This is a genomic window from Dorea hominis, from assembly GCF_014287705.1.
Taxonomy (GTDB): Bacteria; Bacillota; Clostridia; order Lachnospirales; family Lachnospiraceae; genus Dorea_D; species Dorea_D hominis.
The window spans coordinates 96651-116574 of record NZ_JACOOY010000006.1 but is presented as its reverse complement, the minus strand read 5'-3'; the positions used below and the strand labels follow the sequence as shown (position 1 = coordinate 116574).

Sequence of the window (19924 nt, the reverse complement as noted above, 5' to 3'; positions counted from 1 at the left end):
TATTCCCATTATAATTATTACCGCGTGGCTCGCGCTGCATTTATTGCCTGCATCCCTGTCTCAATTGCTGCCGCAGTCCCTGCCTTTTTCTGCTCCGGTCAAGACCGCAAATTCCAAATTCCGCACTTACACGCGTGAGCTGTTCCGGCAGGAATTATCCGGTAACACGCTTTCGCTGCATTACACTTTAAAAAATCCGTCCGCTTACGGCATACAGGAAGAGGACATATCGCTTGGCTCTTACAATATCGATCCGGAAGCGTCCTGTGCCGCCGCGGAAAATGCGCTTTCCCGCCTACATACTTTTAATCGCAGAAAATTATCCTCTGAAAATCAGATTACTTACGACATTTTGCAATATTCCTTCCAATCCGCAAAACAAAATGCCAATTACCAGTGGTATGAAGAACCGCTGTCCTCGCTGACCGGTGTGCAGGCACAGTTCCCGGTTCTGCTGTCTGAATATCAGTTTCACACGCGCGATGATATAGAGACTTATTTTAAATTGCTCGCCGAAACTCCGAAGTATTTTGACTCATTAATACAATTTGAAACGAACAAAGCAAAACGCGGATTATTCATGTCTGACTCACAAGTGCAGGCGATCATAAAAGAATGTGAGTCATTTTTAAATTTACAGGAAAATAATTATCTTTACTCAACATTCCAGACACGGATTTCCAAGCTGTCTCTCTCGAAAAAAGAGCGGATCAAGTGCATACAGAAAAATGAATCCGGGCTAAAAAAATATGTTTTTCCCGCCTACCAGAATCTGATCAAAGGTCTGCAAAATCTGCTTGGAAATGGAAAATACACAGGTGGTCTCTGCCAGTACCCGGGCGGTGCCGGTTATTATGAACATCTCGTTGCCGAAGAAACCGGTTCTTCCCGCAGCATTTCCGAATTAAAAAGCCTGATCATCCGCCAGATGAGAGAAGATCTTGCCGGGCTGAAAAAATATTATATTTCCAATTCATCCCTGTCTTCCGATCTCTACAAAACTCAGGGGACAAAACTTTCCGACACCAACCCGCACTCCATTCTCGCTTCTTTGCAGCAGAAAATTAAAAAGGATTTTCCGAAAGCAGCCAAAACCGAGATTACGATCAAATATGTAGATAAAGAAATGGAGGAATATTTAAGCCCGGCTTTTTATATGATTCCTGCCATTGACGATACAAAAAATAATACAATTTATCTGAACCGCGGGCATCTGCCGGATGACCTGTCCCTTTACACCACGCTGGCGCATGAAGGCTATCCCGGTCATCTCTACCAGACGACTTATTTTACCGCCAGAAAACCAGATCCTATCCGCACAATTTTCAGCTTCGGCGGCTACACCGAAGGCTGGGCGACCTACTGCGAAATGCTGAGCTACTACTATGCGCCTGTCGATAAAACGTATGCAGCTATGGCGCAAAAAAATACTTCTCTCATTTTAGGTCTCTACAGCCTTGCCGACATCGGTATCCACCATGAAGGATGGGGACTTTCGGAGACAACAACATTTTTCCGGAGCCACGGCATTACCGACACCGATTCCATCCGGGAAATTTATGATCTCATCATTTCCGATCCGGCGAATTATCTGAAATACTATGTCGGTTTTCTGGAATTTCTGGAATTAAAAAAAGCTGCCGTCGAGAAATGGGATTCTCACTTCTCGCAGCAATGTTTTCATAAAGCGGTATTGGATATCGGACCTGCGCCGTTTGAGATTTTGCGTGGTTTTACATTATCAGCCAACAATTAATCTAATCCGGCAGGGGATTTTACTCCATTGTAAAATCCCCGTGCATTGATCTCAACAATCCAGTTTAAACCGTATGTCATTCTGTGTGAAATTTTTCCGTCCATCGTTCTTCATCTGAACATAGTTCTTCTTATCCATAATAAAAATCATCCTGATTAACTCGTAGTTTCTTAATCTTGAAACACCGCGGATAGTCTTTAAATCCTTGTACCTGTGAACGATATTTCTTCATCACCTGCCGCGCTTTCTTCCAGCTTCCGAAGTAACCTATCACTTTAATCTCTACACCTCTCACATGTGTCAACTGATATACATACATAAATCATCACTCCATCTCGTTAAGCCTTATCGCTTTTAAATTCATATCCGAAATTCCGTATGTTTCCTGCAAATAATTTTTCATTTCCGCTTCCAGCTTTGTTTCAAAAGTAATTTTCCTCTGTTCTTTATCAAAGCAATAGAATCGGTTCTTCTTCCGGTTTTGATAAACAAAACATTGTGGATAATCTTCATAGTCATGTACTTCATCCATAAATAATGGATTTCCCCATACATTTGTATCATACAGAGCAAACTCATACGTTGTATGTGTCTGTTGCAATATAAACTCCTTTTCTACAGTTATTTCATAGGGCTCTTCGTACACACTTATAAAGCCTTCTTCCCAGAAATCATTTTCTTCATTGATCTTTCTTTCACTAACCCAAAAGCTATCTTCTTTTCCTGCAAATCTTGGTTGCTTTTTGAATTTCTCCAATCCTTTATTTAACTGCTCTTCGGATGAATATACCGCCAGGATTATCTCATCATCATTCGCCGGATCTTCATCCCAATAATTAAATGATAATTCATATAGCATAGATTCACCTCTTTCCCTATACCCATTCCTTCTCCACGTAATACTTCTGAACCAGATTCATGTACGGTTCGATCTTCAATAATTCTGCCTTTATCTTATCCGCATTTTCTTTGTTCTCCATTTGCTCCAATACATAAATCATTGTCCATGTGTGGTCTGTTTTTTTCAGATTTTCCGGTTTCAAATTTTTATCAATCAGCTTCTGGACTTCTGTAAAATATTCGCTAAATCCATAATTATATAATTCTTCTGCCAGATAAAACTTCACATAATCCTTATCTTCCTGTCTGTATTTCCTGCGTATCCATTTCAGCGCCTTTTTTTCAACACACCGATTCCGATTCATGACAACTTGAAGCAGTGATATATATGCTTTGGCACGCGTCACTTCGTCGTATTCTGTTGTTAATTTTTTCAGCCGCCTCAATGTTTTATCGCTTGTACCGCCTGATAATGCCATAATAGCTGCAAGTGCTACATCCCACTCTCTGTCATATGTCATCTTTCTTAAAATATTTTCCATCCATGTGCCATTGTAAGACTCTAATTTATGTATTACTTTTTCACGAATCTCTTTACTTCCAGTAAATGCAATTACACTCAGGCGAATTTTAGTATGTAAATCTGGCTTGTTCATATTCATCATATATCCTTATTCGATTCTGTTTCATATATTCAGAAATTGCCCTGCTGTCACTTTTACTTATACGTCCTTTTTAATTATCAAAAACTGATTCATTACTCCCCGACTAATTCATTCCATATCATCTTCCGAATCTTAGAATCCTCCATATCTTTTGCACTTATTCCTCGATAGTCCTTGACGGAATCATCTGCGCCATAGCTGTACAATAATTCTTCGATTTTCAAATATGTTTTTGGAGCACTATCTCTTCTTGCTCTCGAATGAAATAATACATTTCTTCCATCTTCATCACAAAAGTTCACATTAGCGCCATTTTCCAGCAAAATCTGCGCTGTACTATAATGCCCAAAACAACATGCAATCATTAAAACGGATGTTTCTTTCTCCAAATTTACATCTGCATGATATTTCAAAAGTAAACGCACAACTTTATTATTTCCGTCACCACAAGCACAATACAATGGCGACAGTCCCTCAGCATCCAACATATTAACTTTAGCACCTGCTTTCATAAGTACTTCCACACTTTCGAAACTATTTTCCTGAACTGCCCAATATAGTGCCGTTGATCCCCTATATGTATCTGCATTAATATCTAAGCCTCTTTGAATAAGTGCCCATAACAATTTATATTCATTTCTAGCAGCCAAATATAAACACAAACTATTATGATCTTTCCAGTTAATTTCACATCCTGCATTTACCAATATCTTTAACAGATCATAGTTTTCATATATGCAGGCATATTCTACAGGTGCCATTCCATTTTTGTCTAACCAATCAATATCTGCTCCCATATGTATTGTTCGCAACATAAGTCTTTTGCAATTCAGCTTAATGCTTCTTATTAGAAGACTATTCCATATTTTTTTCATTTTAGTATCCTCTTTATATATTTGTTTTTTATTATGTATTTTCTAATAGTAATAATGATCATGTGGTGATGGATGCCCCAGCTTGTCTGAATATTTAACATTCGGATGAAAATGCGGTCTTTTACCATAATGATGAATTGGCTCCTTACCTTTTCCAGCCCTTTTAGCTTTTTCCCTTGCTTCTTTTCTACTTCTACACTGAATTCTTTTTCCGATCCTATATTTACTTCTCGGTTTTGCAGACGCTTTTTTTCTCTTTGCAGGTTTACTCCGATGTATTTTTATTTTAGGAAGCTTCGGTTTAGAAAGAGTATACTTAATTTTCCTCTGCAATTGTTTCTTTATAAGAGTAACTCATCTCCCCGATCTGGGTACTCTTTACACTGGCTGCGGTATCACCGAAAGGTGTTTTTATGCTTCCATCATTCAGTGTCAGATCTTTCGTCTCTTCGCAAACGTAAGTCTCTCCGCTCTTCTCGAAATGATAGATGCTTCCGTCACTATCCAGATAATACATCGTACCATCTTCACTTTCAACCAGTTCTTTATGCAGGGTATCGCTCCATCCGGTTCCTAACATGCCGTTAAGAAGCGACTGGTTGTTATAGGTTCTTGCCATTTCAAACGTCAACTGGCTTGCCGGAAGATTTGCATCTTCCTGACTGTAAGTAAGATTTCCACTCTGGTCTTCTACGGTTCCATTTCCGGTTGGCGTCTGGAAACTCTGGTAGCCTAGATAGTCCTGACTTCCGGTATGTTTCTCAAACTCTTCCGGTGCGGTTCCTGTTCCACTCAATACCGTATCAACCATCTCCTGCTCTTCGCTCTCACCGGAGGAATCTGAACGGACTGCAATCTTATGCTGTCCGTTTCCGGTGATCGTGCCTATCGGAAGTTCCACACTTCCACTGGTTCCGGTTCCCAGCTTCTTCCATGCGACATCGTCGATCTTGTATTCCATCTGTTTGAAGTTTGCATCAGATACACCTGACCACTGGATCATCGGATTCTGCACATCGGTCGGTTCTTCTTTTGTTGTCAGTTACAGTTCTATTGTTTTCTTTCACCTTCCTTCTTCTTATCTTTCCGCACGCATCCTCTTATCTACTACAACGTTTGAAACTCTGTTTTTGTTACAATTTTTTATAATTTTATTGAAAAAATTGTAAAAAAATACCGCTCCTACTGCTTTACTATAAGTAACAATCGGAAACGGTATTTCGTGACACTTTTTTATAAATTTTTTTAATTTTTTTTAATATTCCTCGATATTGACTTCCTTCGTGGTCGTCACATCATAAGGCAGGATCGAATCGGCGAATTTCGTAAATTTCTCCGCCGCATCACTGACATAGAACTCATAGGACGCTTCTCCTTCAGACGGATTCGCCATTCCGTTCTCTGCCAGCACTTTTTTAAGATCCATGGCTGTCTCATATGCCGGATTGACAATATGTACGCTCTCTCCGAAATATTCCCGGATGCTGGAGCGAAGAAGCGGATAGTGAGTACAGCCTAAGATCATCGTATCGATATCTGTTTTCTTCATCTCAGACAGATAAATATCGATGACTTCTTTTGTAATGCTGTGTTTTGCAAATCCCTCTTCTACCAGCGGTACGAACAGCGGGCATGGTTTCCCGATAACCTTGATATCCGGATTCAGTTTATGGATCTCTTTGTTATAGGTCTCGCTTCGGATCGTCGCTTCGGTTCCGACGATTCCGATGCAGTTATTTCTCGTCTCCTGCACAGCAGCTCTCGCTCCCGGAACAATTACGCCGAGAATTGGAAGATCTGTTTCTTTCTGCACAGTTTCCAACGCAAGCGCACTTGCTGTGTTGCAGGCGATTACAACTGCCTTTACATTTTTCGTCTTTAAGAAACGGATGATCTGTCTGGAAAACCGGATAATGTTATCCTTGGATTTACTTCCGTAAGGCACACGCGCCGTATCTCCGAAATAGACGATATTTTCATTTGGAAGCTGACGCATGATCTCCCGCGCTACCGTCAGCCCGCCGACACCAGAATCAAACACTCCAATCGGTGCTGTATTTGTAATCTCTTGACTCATAATCATACTCCCTTGATTTCATTATATGCTAACTATCATATCACACTCGAGTTCGGATTTCCATACTCAGCAAAAATGTTCGCTACCTGATCACAGGCACTTACTCCTCAACCAACTCATCGAAATCGCACTTCTCAAACTCCTGGATGGAAATGTGCCGTTTATTCGGATTGGCATAGACAAATGTCTTATCGACATTCTCCAGATAATTCTGGATCTTGTCGTTCGTAGCACTGATGATCGCCTGAAATCCAAGTCCGCGGATCAGCGAAATACAGCTTGCCACTTTCTCAGCGTCCATCTTGGAAAACGCTTCGTCCAGCACAACGAGACGGATTGTCGGGTTGCGGTGCATTTTCGGAGACAGGTTAATCCGGTAAATCTGTGCAAAGCTGGCAAGAAGTGCCACATACAGCGGATTCTGCCCTTCTCCGCCGGAATTTTTCTTGATCATTTTGCTCAAGCCGATTTTCATGTCTTTTTCGCCATGCACGATCTGCTGCATATCGAAGGATAAATACGTTCTGTAATCTGCATATTTGTCCATATTTTTCTTCGCTTCTTCCAGCTCTTCCGGTGTTGCATTCTCCGGCGGCAGGAAAATACTGATCAACTCATCCATCAGATCCGCGTACTGCTCCTCATGCTCCATCGTGAAAAGATTCATCTGATTTTCCATACCGTCATCCAGTGACGCCGGATGGATCTGGAGCGAATCATCCATGAACATTTTATAATATTTTCCGTCCGGACCTTTGTTCTTCGTAATGACAAATTGATATTTATCTTTACCGAAATCAAGTTTGCTGATAATGCGGTTCAGCTCATCCTGTCTTTGATAAGCTTCTCTTATGGCACTGCGGATCTTAAAAATAAAATCGTCTTTGAAATGCTCTACTGCTGCCCTTGCCTGATCTTTTGCTGCATCTTTAAATGTCTCCAGCTCTTCACACTGCAGATTATCGAGAAGTCGGTCATATGCATCATTATCTCTGTTTGTCGCAGAAAATGTCCGGTTCGCATAACTTCTGAGATAAGTACTTCTTTCTTCTACCAGCTTCTGATAAGCCTCTTCCCGCTCATCCATCTTCGGATACCGTGAAGCGATCTTCTGTTTCTGTAAATATTCATAATTTTCCGAGCGTCTGCCTGCAAGATATTCCTGAAATTCCTGTTCGTAAACGTCATCCCATTTGCTCTGTTCCATTTTCTGTTTCTGCACAAGCAGCGCTTCTTCCGCATGGAGACGTTCTTCCTGCAACTGCTGCATTTCCTGCGTCTGCTTCCAGATTGCTTCCTGCACTTCCGTGATCTGTGCCTTCTTTACATCCTGTTTCTTACGGATGTCTTCTTTTTCCTGCTCCCAAGCATCCACAGACGTTTCTTTCATTTGCTGCATCTGTTTTACAAGCTGACTTTTCCGTTTCTCACGCTCTGTAATCTTCTCTGCATCTGCCTGCAAAGTAAGATATTCTTCTGCCGGCTGGGACAGCATTTCAAGCTGCAATGTTTTCTTGATCTCTTCTAATAATTCCTGCAGCGGCATGCGTTCTTCTACCAGTTTCTCACAGCGCTCTTCCAGCTGGCGGACACGCTGACGCATACTCGTCTCACCGATGTACGCTCTTCTTGTGTACTGATCCGGATTCATATGCTGCAAACGAAAACTATGATACAATACACAGTCCGGTGTCACACCGATCTTGCAGTTACGGAGCTGTTCTACGGAATCACATTTTTCTACATTTCCAAGGAAGAAATCAATATAATCCTGCACATATGCTTCTTTCGCTTTCACTTCTTTTGCAAGTCCGTTATCTTTGACTGCATAGCCATCCTTGCCTGCGCCTGCCACCACTTTTTCTGTATCGAGAATGGACACGCGGTGGTATTTCTTCCGATCCATCTGTTCATACAGTTCCATCGCTTCTTTTGCATACTTCGGTTCCACGATCAGAAGCAGCTTGTTGTTGCCAAGATAACCTTCGACAGCATTGTGCCATGTCTCGTCTTTCACATCGAGAAGGTCGGCAAGGATCTGCACATTTACAAACTTTCCGCACTTCTCATGTAGGCGGTTGCGCAACTCATATCTTGCTTCCTCCAGCTCTTTCGGATAAGCTTTCTTTCCCTGTTTCAGCTCTTTTAACTCTTCTCTTGCCTCTTTCTCTTCTTTCTTCACTTTGCGGAGCGACATCTGTGCTTCCTGTCTCTGCTCTTCCAGTTCCTCGCGGACTTCGCCAAAGCTCTCCTGCAGACGCTCCAGCTCTTCTGCCATAATCGTTCCTTTTGTAAACTTTTCCATGTCCCAGAGCATCTGGTTGGAAACCACATCCTGCTCTTTCCATGCTTCCAGCCGTTCACTGATCTGCTGCCATTTTCCCTGGCTTGTCTGTAAATGTTCCAGTGTCTCATTTACCGCCGCAAGTTCAGCTTCCAGATTTGCATATCCGCTGTTCGCAATTCTTAAAATAATCTCTTCATACTGTTTCTGCAGTTCAACTTCTTCTTTCTTAAGCAACGATAAAATTGCTTCCTGCTCACCGGTGCCTTCTTTGCGCACTTTTTCCTTATCCATGCAGGCCTGGATCTGTCCTTCCAGCTTCAGCATTTCCAGGCGGTCGATCTGATAAGTACATAAAAGAACTTCTTTTTCTTTTTCCTGAAATGCTTCATATCTGCCATGGATATCCTGCAACTTTTGAATTTCGTTCAATGTCTCCTCGATCTTGCTTCGCATTCTCGCATACTGCATAACGCTTTCCTGCAAGTCTTCTATATGAATATCCTGCTCCATGCAAATATATTCTTTCACAAAATCTTCCAGTTTAATATTCATTTTAAATGGAATCGCACGTTTGAAAAGTCGTGGGAATTTCTCCGCATCCAGTCCGCCAAGATAAATATCGTACATCTGGCGGCGGAATCTCTCATTGCTCGGTCCACAGTAAAACTGCTCCGCCGGGAAAGAACGCTGTAAATATTCACGCATTTCCATTGTCGTCAGGCATCTGGATGTGGTACGGTAATTATTTTCCAGAAGACCTCCCATGTGCCAGAAAAACAGTCTGCTGATATCATTTGTCGCCGTATCTACGTCAAACACAACGCCGATACACTGCTTTTCTTTTGTATCACTCTGCTCTAATTCCAGTACGATCGTGCTGGAAAAATTCTGATTTCTCAGATACTGAAATTCATTGTGTTCATTAATGTTGACCATTCCACGCAAATATTCAATGAGGGAACGGTCGGAATCATCTGCTGCCGCTTTATTAAAAAATCCACGTCCGTCTGTATTTGCATATAATACAATCTGCATCGCGTCAATCACGGTTGATTTTCCACTTCCCGAATGTCCGGTGAAGAAATTAATTCCTTCACTGAATGTCAGTATTTTCTGATCAATGTAATGCCAGTTATTCAGACAGATCTTCGACAGTATTTTGAATGGTTGTTTCGTCTCCAATAGTATCCTCCTCACTGAATGTCTCTAATAATGCCCGCAGGTCATCGCCCAGAAGTACCGTATGAATACATGGGTAAATGACCAGTCTCGTCTCTTCGTTTAATTCTTCCAGAACATCAAGTGGTTCTATGATCTGGTATTTTTTTAAAAGTGCAATCGTTCTGCGCATTTCGGTCGGTGACGGCAGACCGCGTAGCACGCGGAACTCGCCGGCTTTACCGTTTAATGCGCCAACGGTTGTCACAATGTGGCTGCTCGAAGAAACCGTCTCCATCTGCTCATCGTAAATCAGTTTCAGAACAAGCAGATAAATGGTCGCAAGCCGCGATAATTTCTCACCCCAGAGCTGTTCGCCCTGAATGTAAATCACACCCATATGCGTATTTTCCCGCAAAGTAATTCCTGCCACTTTGAAGTAGGCACGGATAAATTCCAGATGTTTGCTCAACACACGATATTCTCTCACCGGAACCATGCGTCCCTGTCTTTTATCAAACTTTCGCTCCAGAACGAAGGTCTGTCGGTACAGAATCTGGATAACTTCTGTTATTTCTTCCTGCTCTTCCTGCGAAAGCTGTTCAAAATATTCGATCATAAGCGTCTCCTTACAAATTTGAGTGCCGGATATTTATAAGAACCATTTTCAATCTGATCCGGTTCTTCCTCCAGCACCATATATTTACTGTTCTTTCTTGTACTGTAATCGTAAGCAAGAATCAGTTTCTCAAACGCCTCTTCATCCATCAGCGAAATCTTGGAAGCGTCCATTACTTCTCCGTCCATATAAGACTCAATAAATTCCTCAATCTGGCTTCTGCTGTAGCGCATCTGAATCCGGTTTAGCTTGAGTACATCATCTTTATCAAGATCCGGCAATGCCTGATCCGGCACCATTTTACTGATAAAATCCGTTCTTGGTCTTCGTCTCTTATACAGCGATTTCTCCGAAAGAATTTCCAAAAGCGAGAGATTCATCCGCTCCCCGGTTTCACGGATCATCGCATCCTGTTCCTGCGCATCCTTCGTTTGGGACATGCGGTTCAAGAGCTGCACGACCAGACCTTTCGTATCCGTCTCACCACTTAACAGATAGTTAAGTCTCGTCACTGTCGCACGCACATATTTCGCATGCTCTTTATCCATGTTGGCGATCCGGTGCTCAATGTCATCAAATCCACGCTCGATCTGATCCAGAAGATCCAACACATCATCTTTCGTATCACCCATCTGCGCCGCCCGGGTACGGATCTCTTCTATCCATTCTTCATCTTCCCGCATGTCGCGCAGACATTTTTTAATATCCATCTTATAAATATAGAAGTTATCCGATGTTTTCAAAATGTGGTATTTCTTCTGTACGATTTCTTCCACATATCCATCCAGATGTTCCCGCAGCAGATCTTCATAATTATTCTGCTCCAGAAGCCTTGCAAAAAATTTATCCATATTATGAAGCATATCCTGCAATGCTTTATTCAGCCGCTTCGTGTTGACAAGCGCCGTCCGCAGCATTCCGAGGTTCGCCCTGCTGTCGTTCTTAAAAGAAAATAATGTCGCATACACATTCTGGATATAGATTTCCGTGTCCTGCATATCTTCTGAAGACAGCCGCTCAAACGCCTCAATAAAAACAGCCGAATAATCCGGAATAACAATGTTCGTAACCAGCGTTTGATAATCTTCAATCCGCTTCAGCCATCCGGTCTTCAAAAGCCAGTTCAGAATTCTCGACGATGGCGTCTCCAGCATGTCGAACTCTGTCTCATTTTCCTCCCACTGGAGCTTGAACCGCTTTCTCGCATTCATGTCCCCCAGCACTTGGATACACACTTCCCTCGTCAGGAAATAATTATTATATTGATATTCTTCATTGATGCACAACAGTGCTTCAATATAAATGTCCCGGTTCACCGAACGGAATAAACTCCAGAACGTGTCCGGGATTTCATTTCTTAATTGCATCTGTTTTCTCCATTTTATAATCCAAATCCGTTATTGCCCACAAACCATCTGCAAACAACAACTAAAATCCATCATTTAGTATAAATGTTTCCGGCTTCCATTGCAATGTTCTATTTTTCCTGTCATAATGTATATAATACCAAGGGATAAAAGTGTGTCATCCGTCTGAACTTGTTCAGAGACGGATGACACACTTTGAGACCTGCCACGTACGTTATAAAATGGAGGAACAGACATGGCTGAAACAATCATGAAAGAAACAACCGAAGAGCAAAAGAATAACACCACTGAAAATGTGGTAACTCCTTTTGAGAAAAATACAGGAAATGAAAATGCTACAAAAGAAACTGAGGAGAAAACTTCTGCTGCTGAAAATTCAGATTCCGTTAAGACAGATTCCATGAAAAATGATTCTGTAAATACAAACACTACAAATGCAGACTCTGCAAATGCAGATACTACAAATACAAACACTACAAATGCAGACTCTATAAATGCAGACTCTATAAATTCAGACACTACAGGATCAGCTCATTATCGCACGATTGACGATCCTTCCGATAATTTTTCCAGAGATCAGTGGATTCTTTCCCACATCAAAGACGAGGATCTGATGGAATATCTCCGGTTAGAACAGCATCGCATGGAACTTTTACAACAGGCAAAAGAGAAACGCGAAAAACGCATTTTCACACTGGTTCAGCTTTTACTTTCACTTGCCGCTGTCATTGCAGTTACTTATCTTTTAAAAGACAATCCGACAATCCTTTTAAGCATCCTTTATATTGTCGGCATTATTGGCGCTTTCTGGATCATGAAGAATCCAAAAGATAAGAGCGATCGTAAAAATAAAGATACTAAATAGCTATCTGTTTCATATTTATTTTGTATTTAACTTAAAATCAATTTTACTATATGATCCGGTCTGGAATTTCCAGGTCGGATTTTGTTATAGCTACGAGGAAAATGCACGCATTTATACAGGTGCATTTGACGGCCGCTAATCAGAGCGAGATATGAAAAAGCGTATCTCGTCTCTGTCAATAATCACAACATCGCTCCCGCAAGTATCACACTTGCTGCAAGACCGGCGAAAGTTGCAAGCAATGCACCAGTCAGTGTGTACCTCGTCTTTGTAACTTTTGCTGTCATATAATACACACTCATTGTATAGAAAATCGTTTCGGTACTTGCCATGCTGATGGACGCAATTAATCCGTTTCTCGAATCTGTCCCAAATTCCTTATAAATATCTAATAGCAAACCGGTTGCTGCCGAAGAAGAAAACATCTTTACAACTGTAAGCGGCACCAATTCGCCCGGAAAGCCAATCCATTTCGTAAACTTTCCGATTTCTTCCGACAGACAAGTCAGCAAGCCTGAAGCCCTCAAGATTCCGACTGCCACCATAAGCCCTACCATTGTCGGTATGATTTTCGCCACAGTCAGAAAACCGCTTTTCGCGCCTTTTACAAATACATCATAAACCGCAACCTGCCGCAGGATTCCATAGCATAAAATTCCAAGAATGATCATCGGAATCAGCAGATCCGACACGATAAGAAACCATTTCATTTCCAGATTCTCCATTTAGCATATATTTTTGTTCTTTCTAAATCAAAATGTCAAAAAACAACAGCTATGATACTTGCATATCGTTCCTTTTTTACTCCCCTAATCCTATACCAATATTTCTATACTATTACTGTATGGCTGTTTTTCTTTATAAATTCTTATTTTTTTATTCCGGAATATTTTTTTATTCTATGCACACTTTGTTGCAAATATCTCCTTTATCTTAAGCATAACTTTTTCCTTTCTTTCATAAAATACTTTAAGTTTGTAATAAAAAATACTTTCGAGGTATCCTATGTTAAATCTTCTCTGGGCAGGCATGATCATTGCAGGTGTTTTCTTCGCCGCATTCACCGGGCAGATTCCGGAAGTAACAAAAGCGGCGCTGGATTCTTCTAAAGAAGCAGTGACGCTTTGCATCACAATTTCAGGAGTTATGGCTTTTTGGACCGGAATGATGGAAATCGCCCAGGAAGCAGGCATGATTCGGAAACTTTCTGCGAAACTTTTGCCCTTCCTACATTTTTTATTTCCAGAACTACCCTCTTCCCATAAAGCAATACCACATATTTCTACAAATATTATTGCCAACATATTAGGGCTTGGATGGGCTGCGACTCCTGCCGGATTAAATGCCATGCAGGCACTTTCAGATTTGGAAAAGGAACGGCGGTCTGGAAAAGCTCCCGGTCCGGTGCTTCCTCCAGGCACTGCGAGCAAAGAAATGTGTAATTTTCTCATTCTGAACATTTCATCACTACAGCTGATTCCAGTAAATATTATTGCATACCGCAGTCAGTACGGAAGTGTCAATCCTGCTGCCATTACCGGTGCCGGAATTCTTGCGACCAGCGCCAGCACGCTGACCGCTATCTTATATTGTAAATACAAGAATCATCACCCCTATTAGAAAAGCTTCTTTTCATATTGATATGTTAAAAAGTAGCTATACAAATATTTATTTTTCTATATATGAAAAACACATAATAGTCACCAAATACTTTGATTTTCAAATTTTTTTGTTTCAGGGGTTGCTTTTTTTATTTTTTGAGATATAATATGGATATAAATAGACGTAGTATTTAATACTACATGTTGAACTATCGATTTCTAGGAGGCGGTATTTATGTCAGATACAATACAAAAATATATCAAAGATCCAGGAAGCGCGATCACTCATTTTATCGGAATGTTAATGGCAATTTTTGCGGCTATTCCACTTCTGATCAAAGCAGCAAGAGAGCCTTCCCGCATCTATATTATTTCCATTGCGATTTATGCGGTCAGCCTGATTCTGCTCTATGCAGCCAGCACCACATACCATACATTTAACCGCACGCCGCGGATTAATAAAATTTTGAAAAAAATCGACCATATGATGATTAGTGTCCTGATCGCCGGAAGCTACACTCCGATTTGTCTGCTCGTGCTTGGTGGCAAAACCGGAATCATTTTGCTCTCTATTGTGTGGGGTATTGCGATTGCCGGAATCATCATCAAGGCTTTCTGGATCAACTGCCCGAAGTGGATATCTTCCGTTCTGTATATCGGCATGGGCTGGACCTGCGTACTTGCATTTACACAACTTCTTAACTCCATGTCACAGGCAGCTTTCGGATGGCTCCTTGCAGGTGGTATCATTTACACTGTCGGCGGCGTGATCTACGCACTGAAACTGCCGATTTTCAACCGCCGTCATAAGAATTTCGGAAGTCATGAGATCTTCCACTTATTCGTTATGGGTGGAAGCTTCTGCCACTTCATCGTTATGTACAACTTTGTTCTCCGTTAATTGAAATGTAGCGAGCAGAAGCTCTTTCTTCTTCCGCGGCAGTTGTTTGATCTCATACTCCCGTCGCATAGCTTCAGATTTTGTCTGGAATGTCTCATAATAAACCAGCTCAACTGGGCGTCGGTACTTCGTGTACTTGGCGCCCTTTCCTTCGTTATGCATTTTCACACGCTTTTCCACATCATTCGTCCAGCCTGTGTATAACGTGCCATCCGCACATTTTAAAATATATGTATAATTCATTTTCCACACATCTTTCCACATCTTATCTACATCACAGTATAACTTATCCACGATATCCCGTCCAGTTACGAAAAAGGGACAGGGACTTTCGAATAGGGGACGGGGATTTTCTAGAAAATCCCCGTCCCCTATTCGACTAAGAACTCAATCGGATTGACCGGCTGCCCATTTTTCCGCATTTCAAAATAAACATTGCTGCCTTCTGCGCTGTAGTATTTGGTCGGTTCACTAACATAACCGAGTGTTGTTTTTGCCGTAACCGACTGCCCGGTCTTCACCGGCACTTCCTTGAGTTGTCCATAAATCAGCTCATAGCCGTTACCAATATCAACGGTTACGGTTGTTCCGGTCTGTGCAGTTTTGTCAATCGACTTTACAACGCCTGTTGTTGCTGCTATGACTTGATCTCCGACTTCTGCAGAGAAAATAACTGCCGGATTGTATTTGTACTGATCCAATGTCTTAAAGTACACGGTTTTATCCATGCTGTAGTTCATCAGGATGCTGCCGTCTACCGGCCAGAGCAGTTCACTCTTCCCGTCAAATCCTGATATTGCCCGACTTCCGGTTGTTTGTGTTTCTCCGGCTGTTGTTCCATCTGAATCATTTTCATTATCAGATGTACTTTCTCCGGCTCCTGTATTTTCATCGTTATTATCCGGTTTTTCTGTATTCGGGACGTTGTCTAATGGTGTGTTGCCTTCGCCTTTTTCTTCTGCACTCTTTTCCGGTTCGTTCACAATCTTGTCCGTTCCGGCTTCTTTCTTCTCTTGTTCCATTTTTGCCTGCAACTGTTCTTTCTGCGCCTGTTTGTAGTCTTTAAATGTATATGTTCCTACTATTGCGATAGCTGCCACAAAGCACAAAACGGCTGCAACGGCAGGCCCTCGTTTTCTTTTTTTTGGCCCTGGTCTCTTTTTTTGCTCTTGATTCATCTAATCACCACCTCTGACTTTATTTTTGCCAGCGCATGGTAACCTTATTCACATAGTTTATTCATTTTCTAAATTTTATATTATCACCTACTTTCCCACCTGATTTTTACTTCCTCCTTCTCCCTGTACGATTTCCGCAACCTCCCGGATTTTCGTCTTTTTATAAAAATAACCGAGTATCTCCTTATAAGTTTTCCCCTTTTTCGCCATTTCATTTGCCGTATACTGGCTCATTCCGTATCCATGTCCGACACCGCATGTGATAATCCGCAGTTTTCCAGCGTATTTTTGTAAAATAAAACTCGACGACGCCAAATGATATTTCTCCCGGAACGCTTCACCGCTCATTATTTCTTCCCCAACCCGCACTTTTTTCACATATCCGGCGCTATCGAGTGCAGTCACTTTTGCATCTAATTTTTTCTCCATTGTTGTCTGGATCTGCCATTCATTTTCCAGATCTTTCGGACAGGTCACTTTTTTGAGATAAGGATATTCTTCACCCAGCGACTCTTTTGCATCCCGTGTACTTCCGTTTGTCAGCCTGCAAAATGGTGCATACGCCGGTTTCCCTTTCCATGTCAGGATCTCGCCATCCGTCTCCTCCCACGCTTTTTTTAATTTATTATAGTAGGAATAATATTTATTGCTTCCCCACAACTGTTTTTTCTGTGCATCGGTCAGATAACTCTGCTCAAGTACAGTATCACTTCCGTCCTGATTCATTTTCTCGCAAATAGATGTGCGCACAAGTACCGCCTGCGCTTTCCATGCTTCTTTTTTATACGAGCCGGGCATTTCTTTCGCCATGACACTAATTCCGTAATCTTCTAAGGGCATTTCTATAATTTTCTTACTACCTCTCAAATTACTATTATTTCCATTTCTCTCTTTTGATCCACTGTTCTTCACACTATCGTCATCCACATCTCTACCTCCCGAACCATCTCTATTTTTCGAGCCACCGCCATTCTCCTCCCCATCTGCTATATCTGCACCATTTCCCGAGCCATCTCCCGACTCACTACTCTCCACCCGCACATACGTCTCATCCACTTCCACGCTTCCTCCCCGCCCGGATCCATTTAAAAATACCGTCACAAAATACGGCACACAGATCAGTATCGCCAGATAACACACTGCTTTTTTCAAATATCTATGCATACAAAAAGCCCTCCCATACACTGTATGGAAGGACTTGTCTGCTTATTCACAAATTTATTTGCAAATTTTATTCGTAAATTTCTTCTGAAATTGTCTCTTTGTCCAGTTTCCAGATATCATCTACATATTCCTGAATCGTTCTGTCTGATGAGAACTTACCGCAGGATGCTGTATTTAACAGGACCATCTTAGCCCATCTGTCTTTATCTCTGTAAGCTGCCTCTACTTTCTCCTGTGCCTCGGCATAAGAGCGGAAATCTTTCAGGATGAAATATACATCTGCCTGATTATTTCCCTGTGGCATTAACAGTGAGTTGTAAAGATCGCGATACATCTCTGTATCACCCTGTGCATAAGTACCGTCTACCAGCTGGTCAACCACTCGTTTGAGCTCTGGATCGCTGTTGTAGATCTGGCGTGAATCGTATCCACCATTCTGCTCATAGTTAATAACTTCATCAGAACTCAGACCAAAGATAAATGCATTATCCGCTCCGACTTCTTCTACAATTTCCACATTTGCTCCATCCATCGTTCCCAGAGTTGCGGCACCATTTAACATAAATTTCATATTACCGGTTCCGGATGCTTCTTTGGATGCTGTAGAAATCTGTTCGCTGACATCTGCTGCCGCAAAAATCCACTCAGCATTAGATACACGGTAATCTTCGATAAATACAACTTTCAATTTACCGTTAATACTGCGGTCATTATTTACAACATCTGCTACGGAGTTGATCAGCTTAATGATCTGTTTTGCACGGATATAACCTGCGGAAGCCTTCGCTCCAAAGATAAATGTTCTTGGATAGAAGCTCTTCTCCGGATGCTCTTTAATCTGATTGTATAAGTACATGACGTGTAAAATGTTAAGAAGCTGACGTTTGTACTCATGCAGACGTTTTACCTGCACATCGAAAATAGATGTCGGATCTACTTCGATACCGTTATGCTCCTTGATGTATTTTGCAAGACGTACTTTATTTTCATATTTGATAGACATAAACTCTTTCAGAGCTTCCTCGTCATCCAGCCATTTTTTCAGTCCGGACATCTTCGGCAGATCTGTGATCCAGTCTTTTGTTCCGAGTTTTTCTGTTACCCAGTCTGCAAGCAGCGGATTTCCGTGCATCAGAAAACGTCTCTGTGTGATACCGTTTGTCTTGTTGTTAAATTTCTCCGGCATCATCTCGTAGAAATCACGCAGCTCCTGTTTTTTCAGGATCTCTGTATGCAGGCGCGCAACACCATTGACAGAATATCCGGCAACGATTGCCAGATGTGCCATCTTCACCTGTCCGTCTCTTAAAATCTGCATTTTTGCAACTTTTTCTTCATTTCCTGGATACATCTCACGTACCTGGATTACGAAACGACGGTCGATCTCCTGAATGATCTGGTAAACTCTAGGAAGCAGTTTTGAGAACAGGTCGATCGGCCATTTCTCCAGCGCTTCTGCCATGATCGTATGGTTTGTGTAAGCACAGGTCTTTGTTGTAATCTCCCATGCATCGTTCCATTCCATATTTTCTTCATCCAGAAGGATTCGCATTAACTCTGCAACTGCTACAGTCGGATGTGTATCGTTCATCTGAATTGTAATCTTCTCCGGCAGTTCATGTAAATCTGTATGTTTTTTCTTAAATTTGGCAATTGCTGCCTGTAAGCTTGCAGATACGAAGAAATACTGCTGTTTCAGACGCAGTTCTTTTCCTGCGTAGTGATTATCGTTCGGATACAGCACTTCTACGATATTCTTCGCAAGGTTCTGCTGCTCAACCGCTTTGTGATAATCTCCACGGTCAAAGGAATCTAACTGGAAGTCTACGATTGGCTCTGCATCCCAGATTCGTAAAGTATTGACGATATGGTTGTTGTATCCGACAATCGGATAATCATACGGAACAGCCAGTACAGATTCGTAATTTTCCTGTACAAAATGTGTCTTTCCATGCTCGTCATACTCTACACGGATGTTTCCGCCAAAACGTACTTCTTTGGCATACTCCGGACGTTTCAGTTCAAACGGATTGCCGTCTTTTAACCAGTTATCCGGAGTCTCTACCTGATAGCCGTCCTCAATCTTCTGCTTGAACATACCATAGCGGTAGCGGATTCCACAACCGTAAGCTGCATATCCCAGTGTTGCAAGTGAGTCTAAAAAACAAGCTGCCAGTCTTCCAAGACCACCGTTACCAAGAGCCGGATCCGGCTCCTGGTCCTCGATTGCATTAAGATCGATGCCAAGCTCATCTAAAGCTTCCTTCACCTCTTTGTAAGCGGTCATATTGATCAGGTTATTTCCAAGCGCACGTCCCATGAGAAATTCCATAGACATGTAATAAACCATCTTCGGATCATCTTTCTCATACTGTTCCTGAGTCGCGATCCAGTCATCGATGATCGCTTCTTTTACAGCATAAGAGACTGCCTGGAATAACTGCTGCGGGGTTGCTTCTTCAATTGTCTTACGAAACAGGGTTTTTACATTATTTTTAACTTCTTTTTTAAACGCCTGTTTTTCAAATCTTGGATTGATCATTTTCACATTCCTTTCTTTACGGAGGGGCA

Annotated in this window: 18 protein-coding genes; 4 read left to right on the top strand and 14 right to left on the bottom strand. The window is 41.8% G+C overall.

From position 1 onward, the window contains the following. Positions 1–64 precede the first annotated feature (64 nt). On the top strand, positions 65–1756 hold the full coding sequence (locus H8S07_RS06345; protein WP_243175976.1) for a DUF885 domain-containing protein: 1692 nt from the start codon (positions 65–67) through the stop codon (positions 1754–1756). A 130-nt stretch (positions 1757–1886) separates the two neighbouring features. On the opposite strand, the gene H8S07_RS06340 is transcribed toward H8S07_RS06345, so the two are convergent. The 9 genes from H8S07_RS06340 to H8S07_RS06300 all read right to left on the bottom strand — a co-directional run bounded on the left by H8S07_RS06340 (position 1887) and on the right by H8S07_RS06300 (position 11644). Continuing rightward, positions 1887–2075 carry a DUF7336 domain-containing protein gene (locus tag H8S07_RS06340; protein WP_021860588.1) on the bottom strand — a complete coding sequence of 63 codons (189 nt, stop codon included), beginning with the start codon at positions 2073–2075 and terminating at the stop codon, positions 1887–1889. Positions 2076–2081: 6 nt separating this feature from the next. After that, positions 2082–2615 (bottom strand): hypothetical protein, encoded by a 534-nt coding sequence (locus tag H8S07_RS06335; protein ID WP_186855687.1) that lies wholly within the window; start codon positions 2613–2615, stop codon positions 2082–2084. 16 nt (positions 2616–2631) lie between these two features. Continuing rightward, the gene (locus H8S07_RS06330) at positions 2632–3252 is read right to left on the bottom strand and encodes a HEAT repeat domain-containing protein (protein ID WP_186855686.1); all 621 of its coding nucleotides are present in this window, start codon (positions 3250–3252) and stop codon (positions 2632–2634) included. A 101-nt stretch (positions 3253–3353) separates the two neighbouring features. After that, a complete protein-coding gene (locus H8S07_RS06325) occupies positions 3354–4136 on the bottom strand; it encodes an ankyrin repeat domain-containing protein (RefSeq protein ID WP_186855685.1) in 783 nt (260 codons plus the stop codon). Between the two features lie 316 nt (positions 4137–4452). Beyond that, complete coding sequence (locus H8S07_RS06320) at positions 4453–5151, bottom strand: DUF6531 domain-containing protein (protein WP_186855684.1); 699 nt, start codon at positions 5149–5151, stop codon at positions 4453–4455. 240 nt (positions 5152–5391) lie between these two features. Then, complete coding sequence (gene murI / locus H8S07_RS06315) at positions 5392–6213, bottom strand: glutamate racemase (RefSeq protein WP_186855683.1); 822 nt, start codon at positions 6211–6213, stop codon at positions 5392–5394. 100 nt (positions 6214–6313) lie between these two features. Continuing rightward, positions 6314–9682, bottom strand: coding sequence for an ATP-binding protein (locus H8S07_RS06310; RefSeq protein ID WP_186855682.1), 3369 nt, complete (start codon positions 9680–9682; stop codon positions 6314–6316). After that, positions 9633–10277, bottom strand: a complete 645-nt coding sequence (locus tag H8S07_RS06305; protein ID WP_117537943.1) for a DUF4194 domain-containing protein — start codon at positions 10275–10277, stop codon at positions 9633–9635. The genes H8S07_RS06310 and H8S07_RS06305 overlap by 50 nt, the downstream gene beginning before the upstream one ends. Further along, positions 10274–11644, bottom strand: coding sequence for a Wadjet anti-phage system protein JetA family protein (locus tag H8S07_RS06300; RefSeq protein WP_186855681.1), 1371 nt, complete (start codon positions 11642–11644; stop codon positions 10274–10276). The genes H8S07_RS06305 and H8S07_RS06300 overlap by 4 nt, the downstream gene beginning before the upstream one ends. A gap of 235 nt (positions 11645–11879) precedes the next feature. Here H8S07_RS06300 and H8S07_RS06295 point away from each other — a divergent pair, with 235 nt between their 5' ends. Next, a complete protein-coding gene (locus tag H8S07_RS06295) occupies positions 11880–12509 on the top strand; it encodes a hypothetical protein (protein ID WP_186855680.1) in 630 nt (209 codons plus the stop codon). 182 nt (positions 12510–12691) lie between these two features. Here H8S07_RS06295 and H8S07_RS06290 read toward each other — a convergent pair whose 3' ends face one another. Beyond that, positions 12692–13219, bottom strand: a complete 528-nt coding sequence (locus tag H8S07_RS06290) for a spore maturation protein (RefSeq protein ID WP_186855679.1) — start codon at positions 13217–13219, stop codon at positions 12692–12694. Between the two features lie 295 nt (positions 13220–13514). Between H8S07_RS06290 and H8S07_RS06285 the strand changes: the two genes are divergently transcribed. Beyond that, positions 13515–14129: a nucleoside recognition protein gene (locus H8S07_RS06285; RefSeq protein WP_186855678.1), complete on the top strand. Its 615-nt coding sequence runs from the start codon at positions 13515–13517 to the stop codon at positions 14127–14129. 216 nt (positions 14130–14345) lie between these two features. Continuing rightward, positions 14346–15011 (top strand): PAQR family membrane homeostasis protein TrhA, encoded by a 666-nt coding sequence (gene trhA / locus H8S07_RS06280; protein WP_186855677.1) that lies wholly within the window; start codon positions 14346–14348, stop codon positions 15009–15011. Here trhA and H8S07_RS06275 read toward each other — a convergent pair. The 4 genes from H8S07_RS06275 to H8S07_RS06260 all read right to left on the bottom strand — a co-directional run bounded on the left by H8S07_RS06275 (position 14949) and on the right by H8S07_RS06260 (position 19895). Then, positions 14949–15254, bottom strand: a complete 306-nt coding sequence (locus tag H8S07_RS06275) for a GIY-YIG nuclease family protein (RefSeq protein ID WP_117537994.1) — start codon at positions 15252–15254, stop codon at positions 14949–14951. The genes trhA and H8S07_RS06275 overlap by 63 nt on opposite strands. 128 nt (positions 15255–15382) lie before the next feature. Next, the gene (locus tag H8S07_RS06270; RefSeq protein ID WP_186855676.1) at positions 15383–16189 is read right to left on the bottom strand and encodes a M23 family metallopeptidase; all 807 of its coding nucleotides are present in this window, start codon (positions 16187–16189) and stop codon (positions 15383–15385) included. Between the two features lie 87 nt (positions 16190–16276). Then, positions 16277–17353 (bottom strand): SpoIID/LytB domain-containing protein, encoded by a 1077-nt coding sequence (locus H8S07_RS06265; RefSeq protein ID WP_186855675.1) that lies wholly within the window; start codon positions 17351–17353, stop codon positions 16277–16279. A 67-nt stretch (positions 17354–17420) separates the two neighbouring features. Next, positions 17421–19895 carry a glycogen/starch/alpha-glucan phosphorylase gene (locus H8S07_RS06260; protein ID WP_021860572.1) on the bottom strand — a complete coding sequence of 825 codons (2475 nt, stop codon included), beginning with the start codon at positions 19893–19895 and terminating at the stop codon, positions 17421–17423. Between the last annotated feature and the right edge of the window lie 29 nt (positions 19896–19924).